General features: G+C 50.4%; 16 protein-coding genes. 10 read left to right on the forward strand and 6 right to left on the reverse strand.

What is annotated here, in order from left to right; genetic code table 11:
- The first annotated feature begins 226 nt into the window (after nt 1-226).
- The 4 genes from F457_RS12630 to F457_RS0108180 are packed head-to-tail and all read left to right on the forward strand — an operon-like array spanning nt 227 to nt 5067.
- The gene (locus F457_RS12630) at nt 227-1312 is read left to right on the forward strand and encodes a capsular polysaccharide export protein, LipB/KpsS family (RefSeq protein WP_018980646.1); all 1086 of its coding nucleotides are present in this window, start codon (nt 227-229) and stop codon (nt 1310-1312) included.
- Between the two features lie 13 nt (nt 1313-1325).
- Nucleotides 1326-2669, forward strand: a complete 1344-nt coding sequence (locus tag F457_RS0108170) for a capsule biosynthesis protein (protein ID WP_083912743.1) — start codon at nt 1326-1328, stop codon at nt 2667-2669.
- Entirely contained in the window at nt 2666-3916 is a 1251-nt protein-coding gene (locus tag F457_RS0108175) for a glycosyltransferase family 4 protein (RefSeq protein WP_018980648.1), read from the forward strand. Before F457_RS0108170 ends, F457_RS0108175 begins: the two co-directional genes overlap by 4 nt.
- 5 nt (nt 3917-3921) lie before the next feature.
- Nucleotides 3922-5067 (forward strand): glycosyltransferase family 4 protein, encoded by a 1146-nt coding sequence (locus F457_RS0108180; protein WP_018980649.1) that lies wholly within the window; start codon nt 3922-3924, stop codon nt 5065-5067.
- A gap of 162 nt (nt 5068-5229) precedes the next feature.
- On the opposite strand, the gene F457_RS0108185 is transcribed toward F457_RS0108180, so the two are convergent.
- Nucleotides 5230-6465 carry a hypothetical protein gene (locus F457_RS0108185; protein ID WP_018980650.1) on the reverse strand — a complete coding sequence of 412 codons (1236 nt, stop codon included), beginning with the start codon at nt 6463-6465 and terminating at the stop codon, nt 5230-5232.
- Between the two features lie 290 nt (nt 6466-6755).
- Here F457_RS0108185 and F457_RS0108190 point away from each other — a divergent pair, with 290 nt between their 5' ends.
- A complete protein-coding gene (locus F457_RS0108190; RefSeq protein ID WP_018980651.1) occupies nt 6756-8006 on the forward strand; it encodes a polysaccharide biosynthesis/export family protein in 1251 nt (416 codons plus the stop codon).
- Between the two features lie 46 nt (nt 8007-8052).
- Here the strand turns inward: F457_RS0108190 and F457_RS0108195 are convergent, their stop codons facing one another.
- The gene (locus F457_RS0108195) at nt 8053-9507 is read right to left on the reverse strand and encodes an LTA synthase family protein (RefSeq protein ID WP_018980652.1); all 1455 of its coding nucleotides are present in this window, start codon (nt 9505-9507) and stop codon (nt 8053-8055) included.
- Between the two features lie 205 nt (nt 9508-9712).
- Here F457_RS0108195 and F457_RS12635 point away from each other — a divergent pair, with 205 nt between their 5' ends.
- The 3 genes from F457_RS12635 to F457_RS12640 all read left to right on the forward strand — a co-directional run bounded on the left by F457_RS12635 (nt 9713) and on the right by F457_RS12640 (nt 13446).
- Nucleotides 9713-10417 (forward strand): sterol desaturase family protein, encoded by a 705-nt coding sequence (locus tag F457_RS12635; RefSeq protein ID WP_083912741.1) that lies wholly within the window; start codon nt 9713-9715, stop codon nt 10415-10417.
- Between the two features lie 80 nt (nt 10418-10497).
- Nucleotides 10498-12951 carry a heavy metal translocating P-type ATPase gene (locus F457_RS0108205; RefSeq protein ID WP_018980655.1) on the forward strand — a complete coding sequence of 818 codons (2454 nt, stop codon included), beginning with the start codon at nt 10498-10500 and terminating at the stop codon, nt 12949-12951.
- Nucleotides 12952-13038: 87 nt separating this feature from the next.
- Nucleotides 13039-13446: a MerR family DNA-binding protein gene (locus F457_RS12640; RefSeq protein WP_018980656.1), complete on the forward strand. Its 408-nt coding sequence runs from the start codon at nt 13039-13041 to the stop codon at nt 13444-13446.
- Nucleotides 13447-13451: 5 nt separating this feature from the next.
- Here the strand turns inward: F457_RS12640 and F457_RS0108215 are convergent, their stop codons facing one another.
- The 4 genes from F457_RS0108215 to F457_RS0108230 all read right to left on the reverse strand — a co-directional run bounded on the left by F457_RS0108215 (nt 13452) and on the right by F457_RS0108230 (nt 17454).
- On the reverse strand, nt 13452-13661 hold the full coding sequence (locus F457_RS0108215) for an SHOCT domain-containing protein (RefSeq protein ID WP_018980657.1): 210 nt from the start codon (nt 13659-13661) through the stop codon (nt 13452-13454).
- A 482-nt stretch (nt 13662-14143) separates the two neighbouring features.
- Nucleotides 14144-14341, reverse strand: coding sequence for a hypothetical protein (locus F457_RS0108220; RefSeq protein ID WP_018980658.1), 198 nt, complete (start codon nt 14339-14341; stop codon nt 14144-14146).
- 127 nt (nt 14342-14468) lie between these two features.
- Nucleotides 14469-15668, reverse strand: a complete 1200-nt coding sequence (locus tag F457_RS0108225) for an amino acid aminotransferase (protein WP_018980659.1) — start codon at nt 15666-15668, stop codon at nt 14469-14471.
- Nucleotides 15669-15768: 100 nt separating this feature from the next.
- Nucleotides 15769-17454: an alpha-keto acid decarboxylase family protein gene (locus tag F457_RS0108230; protein WP_018980660.1), complete on the reverse strand. Its 1686-nt coding sequence runs from the start codon at nt 17452-17454 to the stop codon at nt 15769-15771.
- A gap of 161 nt (nt 17455-17615) precedes the next feature.
- Between F457_RS0108230 and F457_RS0108235 the strand changes: the two genes are divergently transcribed.
- Nucleotides 17616-18086 carry an Lrp/AsnC family transcriptional regulator gene (locus F457_RS0108235; protein ID WP_018980661.1) on the forward strand — a complete coding sequence of 157 codons (471 nt, stop codon included), beginning with the start codon at nt 17616-17618 and terminating at the stop codon, nt 18084-18086.
- Nucleotides 18087-18287: 201 nt separating this feature from the next.
- A complete protein-coding gene (gene accD, locus F457_RS0108240) occupies nt 18288-19208 on the forward strand; it encodes an acetyl-CoA carboxylase, carboxyltransferase subunit beta (protein ID WP_018980662.1) in 921 nt (306 codons plus the stop codon).
- Nucleotide 19209: the final 1 nt, after the last annotated feature.

Consider the following 19209-nt stretch of genomic DNA (forward strand, 5'->3'; position numbering starts at 1 on the left):
CGATGCCATTATTCAGTCTCTTCTTTTTAATGGCATCACTTTCGCTCTCTCTTCATACTTTTTTAAGAAAAGAAGCCCTTTACGCTTTCTTCCTAACTCTGGCATACAGAAGAAATAGTGAGATGACTTTTTCATCTTCTGTTCTGTATTACATTTTTGAAGTTGATAGCTCTCGGTGTCTGCTCCTACGCCTGATCCATACATACCTTCAGACCAGATGGGGCATATGCCACGCCCCCCTATCGTCGCATGTTTGGGAATGGCTTGGTGGAAACGTCAACGCATTCGGGTTTTCTTCCAACAACCGCATCGGCCCAAGCCCCGTTTCTTTTGGCGCGCTTCTCGGGCATTAGCTTATGCACAAGCCCATAAAGGCGCTTTAGCAGTCTGGGCAACACGCGTCACTCCACTCCTTCAACAAAAAGCCCAACAAAAGGGTATCCCTCTCCTTCATATCGAAGATGGTTTTATTCGCTCTCTAGGTCTTGGAAGTGGTTTCCTACCCCCGTGCTCAATTATTGCTGACACACAGGGTGCTTATGTTGATCCCTCCCAACCGTCTGACCTAGAAAAACTCCTTAATCACGCACACGTCCCCCCTGAGCTGCGTGATCGAACCCAAAAGCTGGTCGCCACTCTCCGGCGCTTACATATCTCTAAATATGCCGCAGGGACGTCACCAACACCTCATAGCAGCCGCCCCTCCCAACGTCGCCATCATCCGATCCTGCTCGTTCCCGGACAAGTGGCAGGAGACCTCTCTGTCGTACGAGGTGGCGGCACCATTACAAACAACCTAGACCTTCTCCAAGATGTGCGCCGTCGCAATCCTGATGCTTGGATTCTTTACCGCCCTCATCCTGATGTTGAAGCAGGACACAGGCCCGGTGCGCTCTCTGAGGCTGTCATACAACGCTATGCCAATGAAATACATCGCGGCGGCACGATGAGCCAGCTTCTGGAAGAAATTGATGAAGTGCACACCCTCACGTCTCTCACTGGGTTTGAAGCTCTTTTACGAGGGAAAAATGTCACAACCTATGGCGCTCCCTTCTACGCAGGATGGGGGCTCACAACGCATCTCGGCCCCAACTTACCACGGCGCCAACGCCTGCTAGACCGGCTAGAACTTGCCGCTATTACCCTGATTCTTTACCCACTCTACGTCAATCCAGCGACAGAGCGGCGATGCGAAATAGAAGAACTCTTATCTTGTTTTAATAATCGCACACTCTGGAAACCCACCATCATCATGCGCCTGAGAGAAAAACAAGGACAAATTCGCCGCACTCTTTCCCGCTTTTTTGCGTAATATTGGACCCTTCATGCCGACCCCCGTTCCCCCACCCCACCGTCATCCGCAAGATCCACTTTCTTTTTTTGAAGATCCGCATCTTAACGAAACGCAGCTCCTTAGGACTGACGACGCAGAAACCCCTCGCCCTCAACGGCGCTTTCTGTTGCTACAAGGATTGATGGGCCCTTTTTTCCAAAGGATCGGGCAAGCCCTTCGTGCACGCGGTCATAACGTATGGAAGATTAATTTTAACGGTGGAGACGAAGCATTTTGGCGCCTTCCTGGGGGCATTGCCTTCCGTGGTAACGATGGCGCTTGGCCGGCTTTCTTTGGTCGTATCTTACATCAACATCAGATCACTGATGTCCTTCTTTTTGGCGATTGCCGAGAACTCCATCGGCAGGCTGTCCTGATCTGCCGAGAAACAGGCATTGCTGTTCATGTGTTTGAGGAGGGCTATATCCGTCCAGATTGGGTTACTCTGGAACTGGGCGGTGTGAATGGCAATTCTACACTTTCTAAAAACCCAGAAGAGTACCGCCAAGAAGCACAACAGCTCCCCCCAACGGCCCCTCACCAAGTCGTTCCCTCCTCCTTTAAGCGTCGCGCTCTTGAAGGTGTCGCGTATAATGCAGCAACCATCTTAACAAAATGGCGCTTCCCCTATTGGAAAAACTATCGCCCTTGGCCACCTCTTGTGGAAGGTGTTGGCTGGCTCCGCCGCCTCCGCCGCAGACCTCAAGCGCGACGCCGTAGTGAAGACCTTACACGCTGGCTCACTTCAGGCCCTAAACCATATATTCTCCTTCCATTACAACTGGATGCAGACGCACAACTGCGCTTACACTCCTCCTATTCTGGAGTTGCAGAAGTCATCACGGAAGTTCTTGTTTCTTTCGCGAAAAATGCTCCTCTAGAGATGCGCCTTGTCATCAAAGAACATCCACTTGATAACGGAGTACAAGATTGGAAAAGCCTCGTAACGCGCTTAGCTAATGCCCATGGTATTAGTAATCGCGTTGATTATATGGAACTTGGCGATATTGCTGAAATCGTCCGTCATGCTCAGGGCGTCGTTACCGTTAACAGCACAACAGGGACACTGGCCCTCGCTTGCGGTGTCCCAACCATCACGTTAGGTCATGCGATCTATGATATGGAAGACCTCACCTATCAAGGAACACTTGACCAGTTTTGGAACGACCTCCAAGCGCCAGATGCTGTGACCTTTGCAGCTTTCCGCCGTGTACTCATTGAGAAATGCCTCATCCCCGGTGGCTTTTTCTCAGAAGAAGGGCTTAATAGGCTTGTACGCAGCACAATTGCACGCCTTGAACAATACACTCCGCCCCTTACGACGGGAAAATCATGAAAGCACCTTTCCCTCCATCCTCCACCTTCATTCTTGACCTCTCCCGCCTACTCGCACGCGCAGGGCATGCCGTACCCACAGGCATTGATCGTGTCGAACTCGCTTACGCTGAATATTTACTCACCCATCTTCCTACGCAAAGCTGCTTTGTCGCTCTTTCCCTATCAGGCTCTACTAATAAACTACCCTTTAAAATGGTTCGTGCTTTCATTACAGCACTTCTTGATGGTTGGAATAACAGGAAAAAAGACAGTTTACCCCATGCTCGCACCTTAGCACGGCAACTCAAAGCGATATGTCTTGTCAGCCGTCCACCACGCCCTTTTCCCGGTCCGACGTTCTATCTTCTTCTCTCTCACCACCATCTCATGCGCCTAGACGTTATTCGTCGTTTTCTTAACCGTACAAAAGCATTGTTCGTGCCCATGGTGCATGATCTTATTCCCATCGAATATCCAGAATACGCACGCCCACGTGAATATAAACGCCATGTCGCCCGTATGCATACGGTCATCTCTTTAGCTGAAAGTGTTATCGTCCCAACACGCACCGTGCAAAGAACCCTCTCCACATATAGTGCTCAACAAGGACGCACCTCTCTTCCCATATGGACAGTTTCGCACGGCGTCTTTCCCCATAATGTCACACGCCACCAAACGCAGCTCCCTCGTTGTACCCCCAAAGATGGGCGAGCTTTTTTCGTTTATCTCAGCACAATTGAACCCCGCAAAAACCACCTTTTACTCCTTCACCTTTGGCGGCAAATGGTGGAAAAACGCGGGAAAGACAAAACTCCCATTCTTATTTTAATTGGAAGAAGAGGCTGGGAAAATGAGAATATTCTCGATCTTCTAGACCGCTGTCCCGCTTTACAGGAAACTGTTATTGAGGAAAACTCTTTATCCGATGAAGATGTCACAACGCTTCTCAAAACCTCTAACGGCCTTCTATTCCCTAGTTTTACAGAAGGGTACGGCCTCCCCATCGCTGAGGCAATGAATTTATCCGTACCAAGCATATGCGCCGATATCCCCGTTCTGCGCGAAGTTGGCGAAGATTATGCCCTCTATGTTGACCCTCTCGATAGTGTAAGCTGGCAAAAAGCGATTGATGATTTCGCCCACCATGGCCCCCTATGGCAGCACCAGAAAAACGCCTTATCCTCTTGGAAACCTTACCCATGGGACAAAAGCATCCAATACGCTCTTACACTGTGTCAAAATCTCACTACCAGTAAACGTCATTAACTATTATGCCTCATCCTTCTCCCACTATTTGGCTCGATGGCCGTCATATAGGCCGCTCAGGTGGAACCGGCGTTTACCGTTATGCTGTCGAACTCTATAATACACTCCAAGGAAACGACGATTTCACTGTTTCTTGGCTTCTGGAAAGCGGCCCCAAAACACAACCACGCCCAGGCTTTTGGCGCTTTTTAAAAGCAATCACAGCACAACGCCCAGCTATCCGAGCTTTCCATCACCCCAAATGGGGCGATGCTTATCTAGCGCGCGACCTCTATCGCATTGCTCATGTTCATTACCGCTATCATCGACGTCTACTCTCTATACGTCCCCCACACCCACCGACCATCATGCATTGGACCTTCCCCCTCCCCGTTATTATGGAGGGTTGCATCAATATCGTTACCGTGCATGACCTCATCCCTATTACGCACCCACATCTAACTGGGATTAATACACAACGCTTTATTGCTCTCCTTCAGGCACTTATCGAAAAGAATGTACACTTCGTAACTGTCTCAGAGACAGTACGTCAGCAAATGCTCTCGCATTTCGCATTATCCCCCGAACGAGTGACAACATTATACCAGTCTGTATCATTTGATGACGCTACCAGACAGGCCATCAAAAAAGCCCCACAGATCGCTCCTTCTGACTCATTCCTTGTCTACGGACGTGTCGAAAAACGGAAAAATATCGAACGCATTTTAGAAGCACATGCCCGCAGTCAGACTAAAACACCACTCGTCATCATCGGCCCAGACGGTGACGACCACCCCGATTGCACTCCACGCGGTCCCACTAGCCAAGTCATCCGCCTACCTTGGAGTGATCGCCTTTCGCTCCTACGCACATTAAGCGAAGCAAAAGCCTTACTCTTCCCAAGTCTTGCTGAAGGATTTGGTTTGCCTATTATCGAAGCTATGGCCCTCAATGTTCCGGTAATCACCAGCCGAGGAGGTGTTACAGAAGAGATTGCAGGAGATGCTGCTCTTCTCGTAGATCCCTATGATGTTTCTGATATTACAAAAAATATTGTTTCAATCGATAATATCAATGATAGAGAAATAACAATTATTAAGAAAGAAGGAAAGAAAAACTATTATAAATTCAAATACACAAAATACTGTTGTTTTTTAAATAAGCTTTCTTAAAGAGATATATTTTATATGCACAGAAAGAGAATTGCCATTATGTAGATGGTAACTCTCTTTCTGTGCATATATACAATAGGTGATTAACAATCACCTCCAAAAATAACAAATCATCAATATCACCATGAGCCCTATCAACCCACGATAAATACTCTCACACTCTTATTGGAGATTATGTTCACGTGCTCCAGATACAAGCAATGCTCCCGTCACATAAACACCTAAAGCTGTAAAAAACGTAATGAGCAAGAATATCGTATTTCGTGGATACTCCGGATAATCTGGCAAACTCGGCTGCGCGACAACAGTAATATACATCATCTGACGATCGACCTCGCCTTTAGCAATTTCAACAGCGCTAGTCTCAATTGCTATCCTTTTTTCCAATAACTTTTTTTGTACCTCTAACTCTTCATATCCCAAGAGCTTAGGTACTAAAGACAAGCCCTGATGCCCAGTAATATGGGACTGTGCACGACCAAGCTGAGATTTGATAGATTTAATACGTTGTTCATAAACTTGGCGCAAAGGGCTACCAGGAGCAGTTCGATCAAGCTGGGCCTTCTCAGCCTCAATCATTGAAAGAGTTGTCTCTAGAGAGATAGCGGCTCCAACCATAGGCGTAGCCTGCCTAACCGGATCAATAATCTCATTTGTATAACGGTAAGACGCCAATTGCAGCTCGGCGTTGTGAAGCTCTCTAAATGTCTCATTCAACTCTTGTTGCGCCGTAGCAAGCATATTATGACGTTGGCGCTCATTCATCTCATTAACAAGCTGCTCACCTGCAACAAGCAAGCGTTGCGCTATTCTCTGAGCGTCTTCCGGTGAGAAGGCTCTTACCGTTAAATGAGAAATACCCGTTTCTGCATCAATTTGCGCTTTAATATGATTACGATAATATTGGTAAAAACTCTCTGAGTCCTTCCTTGTAAAAAGCGATGGAAAACGTGCCCAAAAGTCCGCATGAGGAGGGTTAAAAACATTCAACAACCCTTCTTTATGAACCAACATCTGCATCGCATCACGCGATATTATATAATCTTGGACAGCATAGGTATCCTGCGTTCCCCCATGGGTCGATTCCAATAAACTTGCAAGCCCCCCCATACCAGAAAGCCCTTGAGACTTTCCTCTCACCAAGAAATGCGTTTCAGAAATATATTGAGGTGCCGCAATAGCCCATAGATAAATAGCCATGAGAAAAGTCGGCAAAACAACAACCAATAAAAACACCCAATGGCGACGTCCTGCATTAGCCGCTTTCATAACGGGGACTCGAATAACGCTATTGTGGAACGCACCTTCTACAACAGAATAATGTTGTTGTGTATCCTCGCGCTGCACGGACACGGCCACCTCTTCCATTTCCATATTTTCAGAAGAATGCTCGCTCACTCCGGTTTCCTCTCCGCATTATTGAAAAAGCGCTTCTAACCTAACGTTCTTTCCCGTACAGCGCCTTTATTTAGGGAACATCCTTATCTTTATTAAAGGCAACATACATGATGAAAACACTCCTATCAATTAGCTCCCCTACAAGTCAATCTTATGCCTTCCTACGACAGAATGCACAGCTGCTTCCTCTCTCTTAAGTAGAGCCCCATTGACTACAATGACAACACCCTCTATCGGAAAGATATTATCACAGTGTCGCATCGTTTTGTAATCCAAAATGGGAATGCCTAATGCCCGTCTCTTCCTATCAGGAAACTCGCCTCCGCAATAAAAAAACTACATCGTTTCTCTACAGAAGCACGGCGGGTGTACTGGCCCTCCTGTTAGCGAGTTGTAGCTGGGTGCCACGCTCTAGCCCTACACAGAAGCAAGTGCGGAACTATACGAAATCTCCGGCTAATAAAGCAGCCCTAGACTATAAGTTATTTGCGATGACGCCTGATATCGCTGATATTTTGTCATCAGAAACGCAGCCGCTTATTTCAACACTTGATAAACATGACCCTCGCCGCTCTCTCAATGACCATATTGGCGCTGGTGATGTTCTAAATATCTCCATTTTCGAGCTTGGGAATGGTCTTTTTTCCATGCCTGACAGAAGCGTGAGTAGCTCTAACGTGGAGGGTGGGGGCTCTATGAGCACTGCTCCCCATATTGCGGCACAGAATCTTCCTCCCACACAGGTGGAGGGTGATGGGACCATCATGGTTCCCTATGTGGGGCGTATGAATGTGATGGACAAAACGCCCAGCCAAGTGGCCGCCATGGTTCAAAATGGCTTGAAGGGGAAATCACAAGATCCACAAGTGATGGTTCGCATTCAAACGGACATTAGCAACACAGTTATTGTCTCGGGAGAAGTCACCCGCCCCGGTCGTGTTGTGCTCTCGCTAGCTGATGAGCATCTCTCTGATGTCGTAGCCATTGCAGGCGGTGCTAAACATGCCCCTCAAGATACGCAAATCGAGCTGGTCCGTCGTCATCACATCGGGATGACAGACCTCGCCACACTTGAAAATCATCCTGAAGAGGATATCCGGGCTAATCCGGGTGACCGTCTGCGTGTTACTTATCAGCCACGTACCTTCACAGCCTTCGGCGCAATTGGGCAAAATCAACAACGCAACGAAGTGCAGTTTGGCACGGCAACTCTAACATTGGCTGGGGCTTTGGCACGTATCGGTGGGCCGGCTGATAGCCGCGCCGATCCTAATGGTGTTTATCTCATTCGTTATGAAGATGAGACTGTTTGCAAGCGTCTCGGGGTTCCTGTCAAACCGGGCCATCATACCGCACCCGTTGTGTATGAAATTGATATGATGAATCCGACACAATATTTCCTCGCACAGAGAATTCCTGTGAAAGATCATGACGCAATCCTCATCACGGATGCCGCAACAACGCGCTTCTTTAAGATCAATATGCTGATTGGCACTCTTCTTGGGGAAGGTATGACCGCAGGCCTTTACGCTGTGCGTTAACATTAAAACGGCTACAAAGGGATGCTATATCTCCCTTTGTAGCCGTTCATGTATGAGGAGAAGCTGAGACAGCCTCCACAATGGCCTGATGTAGCTCAGCCATCGTCAATGGTACTGGCTCACACTGGCGGGTTATCATTGCAGGAGCATTCGGGCGCATTATAACGTAAGGCGTGCCTCGCTTGAGCCCTTTACAGGGGGGAAGTGCCTCTAAAGCAGGTCGGTGGTCACCAAAAAAGACCAACAACACATCTTTGCCGCTGTCTTTTATGTCGTCATACACATTGCCGAGCATTGCATCGCTATGTTGGGCATGGACATGCCATGCCTCCGCACCACTTTTTTGACCTAATCGGCCTTTTTTCCACGGGCCATGATTTTCAATCGTCACACAATAGGTCAAAAAACGTGATTGATTTCGTATAATAGATTCAAGAAAACCAGCAAGCGCAGCATCACTCACATAAGGCCCCTCTTGATCAGCCTTCGTGAAAAACTCTTTCCCCACAAGTTTTGTAAAACCAAGCTGCGGCATTAAGCTTTGCCGGCCATAAAAGCGCATATCATAAGGGTGGAGGAATAATGCCTCTGGATAGACATCCCTCAACTTACGAGCAAGGCCATGAGAAGGCGCCCGATGTGCTGTCAAAAATGGGTCAAACTGCCGATAAGATAAAGTTTCATCACTGTCCCCACAGAGCACACTATACTCGCTGCGCATCGTATAAGCCCCCAACCCACTTGGCGTTAGCTCACCCCATTGAAGCGCTTCTTGTTGACAACGCCTAAGCGCTGGTAATGGTGCCCACTGCGGATTAAGCTTGGCTGGATCAGCAAACGACTCACATTGTATGATAATGACGCCATCGGGAGCATGCTGAGACAGTGACACAAGGGCCTGCTCTTCTAGAGGGGGTAATCGTGCCCAGCGACATGTATACAGCAGTAAGACAGGCAGAAGCCCCAAACGCTGTGTATCGTCCCATAAAGCCGGAGCAGGCCCTCCCACCCGACTTTGGCATTCCAACATTCTCCATAGTAAAAGAGCAGCGATACTCCCAATAACCGCTGCTTCCAGCCGTATGTAACCACGCAACGACGATAACAAAACCAGAACCACGAGAAGCAGAAGCAAACCGGCCACAACGACAAAACGCAAAGGCACTGGAACAGCTTGCAGGTAAAAACGTGGATGCTTCACAAAAGCTGACAGTAAGGCTAGGTCAGTAAATACGAGCGGCTCATTCAACAAACGTAGCTTAAGATTTGACCCGATAGCCAAAACGCCAAGGCACAGTCCACTCATTAAAAGAGCGATCAACACTGATCCGCTCATCATCAGAAAAACAGAACTCGCCACCAAAACTGGCAAAAACCGCAATGGAAAAGCCCGCCACTCACGCCCTATACGACGCGGTTGAACAGCAGCATCAAGACCTTCGCCCAATAGAGCAGACCCTAGAATCATGAGCGCAATTTCTTGCCCATTTGTCAGCATCATGAGGGTCTTTTCCTCTCTATAAAAGGACTTTGAAGGAACGAAACATGACCATAGTTTCGCGAAAAAAAGTAAACCCTACATACCGCCTTACCGCTCAGATGCAATATCGCTTCCTCTCCAACGCTTCCCTTGTCCTCAAAACTATTTTACAGTCACGCTTGTTTACTGCCCCTTGCTACCTTGTGATCAGAAACAGCTTGCACGCATGAAAAAAAACCTCTCCCGTCTGATCAGGATCTCCGATCCCAATCAACCCAACGCACCCCATTGTAAAGTATCGGGCGAGGCTGAACCCGTACGGATTTTCCAACATGATTGGATGGAATCTTTTACGTTCATTTCATTCCGTACCTTTTTAATCTCATGTCTTATTGTCGAAATGCTCGCCCTCACCACAGCGATCGTCTACGCTCCTTCCACATGGGCGATCCTCTGGCGTATCGCTATTGGGGTTCCGGCCTGGGTGCTCACAGAGTATCTGCTACACCGCTATGTTTTTCATTTTTCCAGTAATATTAAAGCGATTCAGCACCTCGTATATATCTTCCATGGCAACCACCATATTCAACCCAGCCACCCTTACCGAACACTCATGCCCCTCATCGTCACTCTACCAATTGGAGCGGCCATCTGGGGAGTGTCTGTCTGGTGTACAGACATTGGGCTTGGGAGCGCCTTCTTCGCAGGGTTCTTTTTGGGCTATACTCTCTATGATACGCTCCATTTTGCCACGCATAACTTCCCCATGAAGAGCGCGCCATGGTCATGGTGGAAGCGGCATCATCTGCTCCATCACTATATGGCAGAAGAGCATAATTACTCCATCACCATGCCTTGGTTAGATGCGCTTTTCCGCACGCATTACACCCCTAAACGCAAACAAAAGCCCACACATACAAACATGCCTTAATGCCGAAACCTTGACCCTCCCATGATGGGAGGCCTTATCTCAGAGGGCATTCTCTCTTTTCTTCATCTAGGAGACATGTGATGGCGGCCTCTGTGATCCATACTCAGCTTCCCATATCCGGCATGAGCTGCGCCTCTTGTGCCGCTCGCCTTGAGCGTGTCTTGCACAAACAACCAGACGTCACCGCCGTTACCGTCAATCTTACGACCGAAAACGCCTATCTCGACAGCATCCAACCACTCAGCCTCCCACTTCTCATTGACGCCGTAAAAAAAGCAGGGTTTGACGTGCCCTCTCAGACGATTGAGCTCGCCATCGGTGGGATGAGCTGTGCGTCATGCAGCGCACGCATTGAACGCGTTTTACAAAAACGCCCAGACGTGTTGGAAGCCACCGTTAATCTCGCAACCGAGCGTGCGACCATCACCGGTATTGCCACACAAGAAACCCTCATTAAAGCCATCACAGCCACAGGCTTTACCGCCCACGCGCTCCGTAAGGCTACGACATCACCAGAAGATCGTGACGCCCAGCAGGCCCAAGAACGCCGCCGCTTACTGCGTGATGTTTACAGCGCGGCTCTCCTCTGGGTGGCGATTGCCCTGCTGGAAATGCTTCCCTGGGCGCGCTCAACGCTCGGCTCCTTCCCTGATGCCGTGTTGCAAGCTCTCCTGACGACGGCTCTTCTTATCGGGCCCGGGCGCCGCTTTTTCCTCCATGGTCTCCCCGCCCTATGGCGTCGTGCTCCTGAGATGAACTCCCTTGTCGCTGTTGGGAGCGGGGCTGCTTATCTCTATTCTGTCTGTGCCACGTTCACACCGTTCCTCCTCCCACAGGGGACGGCTCAACTTTATTATGAGGCCGCAGCGGGAATCATCACCCTTGTCTTGCTTGGTCGCTTTCTTGAAGCACGCGCTAAGGGACGAACGTCAGCGGCTCTCCGTGCTCTCACCTCCCTTCAGCCACGCACAGCGCGTGTACTGCGCGAGGGAACCCTTCATGATGACCCCATTGATCGCATTACCCTTGGCGATGTGATCGACATCCGTCCCGGTGAGCGTTTGCCGGTGGATGGAATCATTACAGAAGGAGAGAGCTGGATTGATGAAGCCATGATCACCGGCGAACCTATGGCTGTGGCAAAGAAAACAGGGGATGTCGTGATCGGGGGGACGGTCAACCAAAACGGTGCTTTCCGCTTCCGCACCACCGCTACGGGTGGTGATACGATGCTCTCACATATCATCACAATGGTAGAGAATGCTCAGGGCAGCAAACTTCCCATTCAATCCCGCGTCAATGCCATAACGCGTTGGTTTGTGCCCGCCATTATGGTGCTCTCGGCACTGACCTTTCTGAGCTGGCTTGCCTTTGGCCCCGCCCCTGCCCTGTCCTTCGCTTTGGTGAATGCTGTTGCCGTGCTGATTGCCGCGTGCCCATGTGCAATGGGCTTGGCCACACCAACCGCCATTATGGTCGGCACGGGCAAAGGGGCTGAACTTGGCATCCTCTTCCGCAAAGGTGACGCGCTTCAACGCTTACGAGACAGCGATGTTGTCGCTTTTGATAAAACCGGCACCTTAACGGAAGGCAAGCCGACACTGACGGACATCCATCTCGCACCGGGAATTGACCGTTCTACAGTTTTACGTACCGTGGCTGCCGTTGAATCACGCTCCGAACATCCGCTCGCCAAAGCCTTAACGAAGGCGGCCTCACCGGACGACACACACACCCTTCCAGATGTGACCGCGTTTGAGGCCATCACCGGTATGGGCGTGCACGGCATCTGTGACGGTACGCGCGTACAGATCGGTTCCGCCCATTTTATGGACACACTCTCTGTGGATATCGCCCCTATCCATGAGGCCGCCACAACCCTCGCCCAACAAGGGAAAACACCCCTTTATGTTGCCCTTGATGGCACATTCGCTGCTCTATTGGCCGTGTCTGATCCCTTGAAAAGTACCAGCAAAGAGACGGTTGCGGCCCTCCAAGCTCATGGTCTCACGGTCGTGATGATTACCGGAGACCAACGCACGACCGCAGAAGCCATTGGTCAGCAGCTCGGGATTACGGACATCGTCGCCAATGTCTTGCCACGAGGGAAAGTGGACGCCATCAAGACATTCCAGCAGAAAGGACAATCCGTTACCTTTGCCGGTGATGGGATTAACGATGCCCCTGCCCTTGCTCAAGCTGATGTCGGGGTTGCCGTCGGGCATGGCACGGATATCGCAATGGATGCTGCTGATGTCGTCTTGGTCAATGGGCAGCTCACCACTATTGTGCAGGCCATCGCCCTCTCACGCGCCACGCTGCGTATTATTACCGAAAATCTCTTCTGGGCCTTTGCCTATAACATCGTCCTCGTCCCCATTGCAGCAGGGGTTCTCTATCCATTCTGGGGACTGTTACTCTCCCCCATGTTTGCTGCCGGTGCGATGGCCCTCTCCAGCGTGTGTGTGCTGACTAACACGCTCCGCCTGCGCCGTTTTACCCCACCTTTCGCAGCAGGTAAAAACGGCACATAAAAGCTGCACAGGGACTCCTTTCCTTCAAAATAGGCGTCCCCCAAGCTCTGCACTCACCATTCCACGTCGGTAAGGACGCGTATAACCATGCATATCGGAGCTGCTTCACGTGAAACAGGATTATCGGTCAAGATGATCCGTTATTATGAAGAGATTGGTTTGATCGCACCAACACACCGCACAGAGTCCGGCTACCGCTCTTACCGTGAGACAGACCTACAACAGTTACGCTTTATCCGCCGTGCCCGGGCACTCGGCTTTTCAGTGCCGCATATCCGCTCCCTCCTCGAACTATGGCAGAGGAAGGGGCGTGATAACGCGCATGTGCGTCATGTTGCTAACGCGCATATTGCGCAATTACGTGACCAAATGACAGCTCTGGAGAGCATGCTGACAACCTTGCAAGCACTCGTCGATGACTGCGCCAGTGAAGAGCAAGCAGACTGCCCTATTCTCTCAGCATTAGACCATGTCCAAACGCCGCCGCACTCATAAACGCTTTATTGATTGAGCAAACGCGTCTTTTGTTGGACAAATTCTTCTTCTGTCAAAATGCCTTTATCACGAAGCTCTGCCAATTTACGGAGCCGCTCATACAATGTATCCGCATCAAGAGACGATACAGGGCGTGCTCGCTGAGCCATAGGGCCCACTTCTGCACCAGACGATGAGGGAACCGCCGTCGGAGCTGCTATTTTCTGCCACGACATAGGGGTATTCTGGCCACCTTGCCCCCTCTATGACGTCAGCATACTCGTACGCGTTAGAGAGCTCGTTTAAAGACGTGATATGGCCCTATAATGTGAAAACCTACAGACGGCTCTTATAGACTTGGGGGAGGATATAAGGCCAACAGAAAGAAAGCGCCCTGTCGGCTATTTGAAGGCAAGCTGTTTTTCCGACTTTCTGAGCCTACCACAAAAGACGCTAAAAACGTTCTTTGTCGTGTAGGCATCGCCTTTGGGCGTTGGCAATCCTGCTCTTGGAGATACATTCCCTTTAGGGACGCCATCATTAATGCCCACGAGAAAAAATGTTACCGGTGCGCTCTTCATCCAAACATGCTCATACCTGACTTCCAAGCCTATATGGAAGCAGATAGCGACAGCTTAGACATCATGTAGGAGAGAGTCGTCACTCTACAAGGACGAGTATATTCTTAGATACGCCATAATAACAACGCAGAACGCGTTTACTTAACCTTATTTGCGTCCACAGACTTCACTTTATCAAATGGTGACTGTGCACTTAATGAATAGGTCACAGCATCATCTAGCACTTGCTTCTGCGTTGCAGATGATTGAATGGGCTTATTCAGCAAGGTCTCCTGCTTCGTTGCTCTTAACTCGCCACGATACGTCACATTATACAGGGTCAAAGAGACATTCATGCCACCATTTCCTTAGAGGAGAAGTAAAAGAATCCCCTTAACCCTACACTGACTTTTTTTAAAAAACACTATCAATAATCGTAAGCCGCCTTTTTTCTCCTGAAAAAGAAGCGGCTTCCCTTAATGATTAAGCGGTAAGAACCTGCGCTATAGCTTCCACAACGCGAGGAAGTGTGTGGTCATTTAGCCCTGCCATACAGACACGCCCACTACGGAGGATATAAATCCCGTAGGTTTCGCATAAGCGATCAGCCTGCTCCCCACACAGACCCGTATAGCTAAACATGCCGCGTTGAGCTGTGAGATAACGTGCATCATAATGGGGCACACGCTCCCCCAGTTGAGCCACGAGTTTCTGACGCATAGCGACAATGCGTACCCGCATGGCCTCGACCTCGTTACGCCATTTCTGGGCCAACCGCTCATCACTCAAAATGGTTGCAACAATCTGCGCACCACGCACAGGGGGGCTGGAATAATTACGCCGCACGGTGCGTTTCAGTTGGCTAAGAACGCGCTCTGCGTCATCACGATGAGCGCACATAACGGACAAAGCCCCAATCCGGTCGCCATAAAGAGAGAAAATCTTGGAGAAAGAGTTACTCACCAAGAACGTTAACCCCGCTCTCTCCATCGCGCGGATAGCGTAGCTATCTTCCTCCAGCCCAGCGCCAAGACCCTGATAGGCCATATCAAGGAAAGGGATGAGATGACGTTCTTTAAGAAGAGCAATCACCTCATCCCATTGCGTCTTCGTGAGATCCGCACCGGTGGGGTTATGACAACAAGGGTGCAACAACACGACGCTCTGTGCTGGAACGCCCCGTAAGCAGGCCAGCATCGCAGGCAGATCAACCAACCCTGTTTCCGCATTAAAATACGGGTAGCGATGCGTCCTGAAGCCTGCTCCTTCAAAGATGGACAGGTGATTTTCCCATGTGGGGTCGCTCACCCAAAGTTCAGCATGAGGGTAGAAATGTTTGAGAAAATCCGCCCCGATTTTCAAAGCCCCCGAACCACCAACCGTCTGAACAGTCGCAATTCGTCCATCATTAACCCCTGTACTATCAGCCCCAAAGAGCAGCCTCTGCACCTGCTGGCGATAAGCAGCGTGCCCTTCCATAGGAAGGTACAGATCCGGCGTCGCAGTGTCTTTATCCAACAGCTGCCGTGCTTCTTTCACACAGTCGAGCTGTGGCACGAAGCCTTCACCATTATAATAAAGACCAATGCTGAGATTAACCTTCTCAGACCGTGGGTCAGCCTTAAAATCTTCCATCAAAGAAAGGATCGGGTCACCAGGAGCGGCGTCAATTTTCTGAAACACAGTAGGCAGAACTTTTTTATGTCAGGGGTCAAAAGAGCCAGCCCTCCTCGCCTTCAGTCCAAAAGCAAAGAGGGCCTCTTCACGCTTATATTGAGAACTTTTAAGACCGTTGAGAGGCGTTGCGCGGGCCCCAAGGGCCATAATCGTAATCAGCCACAACAGCACCAAATTTTTTCAACGCTTCAGGCGCATCCAACATAGGCAGCTTCAGCTCTATCAACGCTGCATGCTCGTTATTGTGCAGCGTGCTTAACGTCTCTTCAAGCTGACCGACAGTCTCTACCACACGCGTCATCACCGGGGCTTCTGCATTAAAGACCGCCGGAAGCTCCGTATAACGCCATTGAGCAATGTCATTATAGGGTGAGTGCTCCCCCAAAATCATGCGCTCAACCGTATAACCTTGGTTATTAATCAGGAAGATGATCGGTTTCAGCTTATGACGAAGAATGGAGGAAAGCTCCTGAACCGTGAGCTGAATAGAGCCATCCCCAATGAAGAGGAGATGACGACGTGAGAGCTGCCCAAGTTGCGACCCAAAAAGCGCTGGTAACGTATAACCAATCGCTCCCCAGACGGGTTGAGCAATATAGGTGCTTCCCTTTGGCAACGTCATGCCGGAAAGAGCCGTATGACTGCTGCCCGCTTCACCAATAATCACATCATCAGGACGGAAAAACTGCCCAATACGTGGCCATAACGTCTTATGGGTTAGGCCATCCTCACTCTTCGCTGTCGGAACGGCTGCTTGAGCAGGCTTTTGCGGTGCTGGACGAGACGCAGCCTGCACTTGCGACAGAACGCCTTGCACAACCGCCTTGATCGGGGCCGCTGCAATCGGCTCACGCCCAATGCTCACATCATGCGCGCGCAGGTCGATATAGGATTCCGTTGAGATCTGATGCGTAAAGAAGCCCGAGCTTGTATCGGTAAAGCGTGCCCCGATACCGATCAGACAATCAGACCCTTCCACAGCCTCACGCACATCAGGGCGACTAGCCGCCCCTGCATAACCGCCTAAGTAAAAAGCCCCCGTCTCATCCAAAATCGCCTTTCCGGGCAAAAGTGACGCATACGGGATGCCGCATTTTTCCGACAACGCTGCTAAATCAGCGGCCACCCCATACCGGTCTGCATCGGCATCAATCAGCAGCACGGGTGCTTTTGCCGCATTAAGCTTAATGACGATCTGCTCCACGGCACGCGCCACCTGACGTGAATCGCCCGTAGGCTCGGCCAATGTAAGCGGTGTCTGGGGCACCTCAATCTCTAAATGCGTGATGTCAGAGGGCACCTGAATATGCACGGGGCGGCGCTCCCGCCAGCAAGCCTGAAGGACGCGGTCAATTTCAGTCACGGCATTTTCGGGGGTTAGCCGTGTTTGAGCCACGGTAAATTCCGCCATGCACCGGCCAATATTACCATACCCACCATCTGCTAAGGTGTGATGAAGGAGGGCACGGCTTTCAACCGCATAGAGCGGTGGGAGGCCTGTAATATGCACAATTGGCAAGCGTTCAGCATAAGACCCTGCCAGCCCGCCAATGGCGCTCATATCCCCCACACCCCAGGTCGTAATCACCCCAGAAAGTCCAGACGTGCGGGCATACCCATCAGCCGCATACGAGGCGTTCAGCTCATTGGTGTTGCCAATAAAAGCGAGATCATCCCGCGCGTTAATTTGTTCTAAAAAGGAAAGATTAAAGTCACCTGGAACACCAAAAATATGGCGCAGCCCCATCTCTGTCAGACGGCGAGCGAGAAAATCACCAATCATCATATGCATAAACAAGACATCCTAAAGAAATATCCTAGGGTAGATCAGACCATGCGACGTCCCATAGTCTTTTCCCTCTTCTCTGCACATTATCTGAAAAGAGACGCACATTGTGTGCATAAATAAACAAAATATAGCGTATTATGCACAATCTGTGCATAATTACGGATATGATGGATCATTTCGATTGGCGTATTCTCTCAGCTTTGCAACAGAATGGCCGCCTAACCAACCGTGAGCTTAGTGAGCTCGTTAATCTTTCCCCCTCTCAATGCTCACGCCGCCGCCTTTTACTGGAAGAAAACAAGATCATCCGTGGGTATGCCGCACGCATTGATGCCCCTTCTGTCGGTTTGCCTGTCCTCGCCTTTGTGCAAGTGAGCATTAAAGACCATAGCACCGAGTCCTTTGGGGCTTTTCGCACTCTTGTTAGCGCTGATCCGATGATCCAAGAAGCCTATGCTGTCAGTGGGGATGCTGATTATATGCTCAAAATTGTCGCCCGAACACTGGAAACGCTGTCTGATTTCGTCACCAGCAAACTGCTCGCCCTTCAGACAGTTTCCCATGTGAAATCGTATATCGGCCTCAAGCAAGTGAAGGAAAACAGCGCATTGCCGCTAAAATTTCCTCGCTCATAGCGGTTGTACAGCCGCCACGCTGCGCACGAGAAAAGGTGGCGGCACTCTATGGGGTCTGGTATCTTTACCATAGTGCGGATAAAGTCCGCCTCCACCGTAACGCCCCTTCGGCTGTTGGCTGTGCTTGTGTGCCTTACATAAAGCACCCATATGGTCGTCAGGGCTATCTGATCTATTGCATCCGGAGAGTAAACGAGACCTATGAGCTGGCTGACCGATCACGTTCGTCCCAAACTGCGGAGTCTGCTGCAACGGGATGTGCCAGACAATCTCTGGACTAATTGCGATTCTTGCACCCGCATGCTTCTGGTCAAAGAGCTAGAGCGTAATAAGAAAGTGTGCCCTCATTGCGGCCATCATACGCGCGCCTTAGCTCATGAGCGGCTTAAATGGACGTTTGATGATGGGCTTTACACCACCATCGACCTTCCCGATATGCCAACCGACCCGCTCGGATTTCGTGATTCCAAACGCTACACAGACCGTCTCAAGGCCAGCCGTCACAAATCAGGCTTGGACGACACCTTACAAGTGGCTCATGGGAAAATTGGTGGGCGTGACGCTGTTGTGGCTGTGATGGCGTTTGAATTTATGGCCGGCACGATGGGTGGCGCCATGGGCTCCGCTTTTCTAGCCGCTTGCCGCCTTGCAATCTTGCAGAAAGCACCGCTGATCATCTTCACCGCCTCTGGTGGAGCACGGATGCAAGAAGGAGCGATCAGCCTCATGCAGATGCCCCGTACAACCATCGGGGTGCAGATGCTGCGTGAAGCAGGCTTGCCGTATATCGTGGTCTTCACCAACCCCACCACAGGCGGTGTTTCCGCCTCGTTCGCGATGTTGGGGGATGTTCATGTTGCCGAACCCAACGCGCTGATCGCCTTTGCGGGGCCGCGTGTCATCCGTGATACTGTGCGTGAAGAACTCCCCGAAGGCTTCCAACGCTCAGAATATCTGCGTGATCATGGAATGGTCGATACCATCTCCACACGCCAAGAGCTTCCTGCGTTGCTCGGTCGTCTCATCACGATGCTTGCACCAGAGCCGCAAGAGGGTGAGCCTGATGCTACAGCAGAAGCCGCCGCTCAGACGCTCCAAGCAGCGTCAGCTAAAAAGAGCTAAT

It is taken from the genome of Saccharibacter floricola DSM 15669 (assembly GCF_000378165.1).
Lineage (GTDB): Bacteria > Pseudomonadota > Alphaproteobacteria > Acetobacterales > Acetobacteraceae > Saccharibacter > Saccharibacter floricola.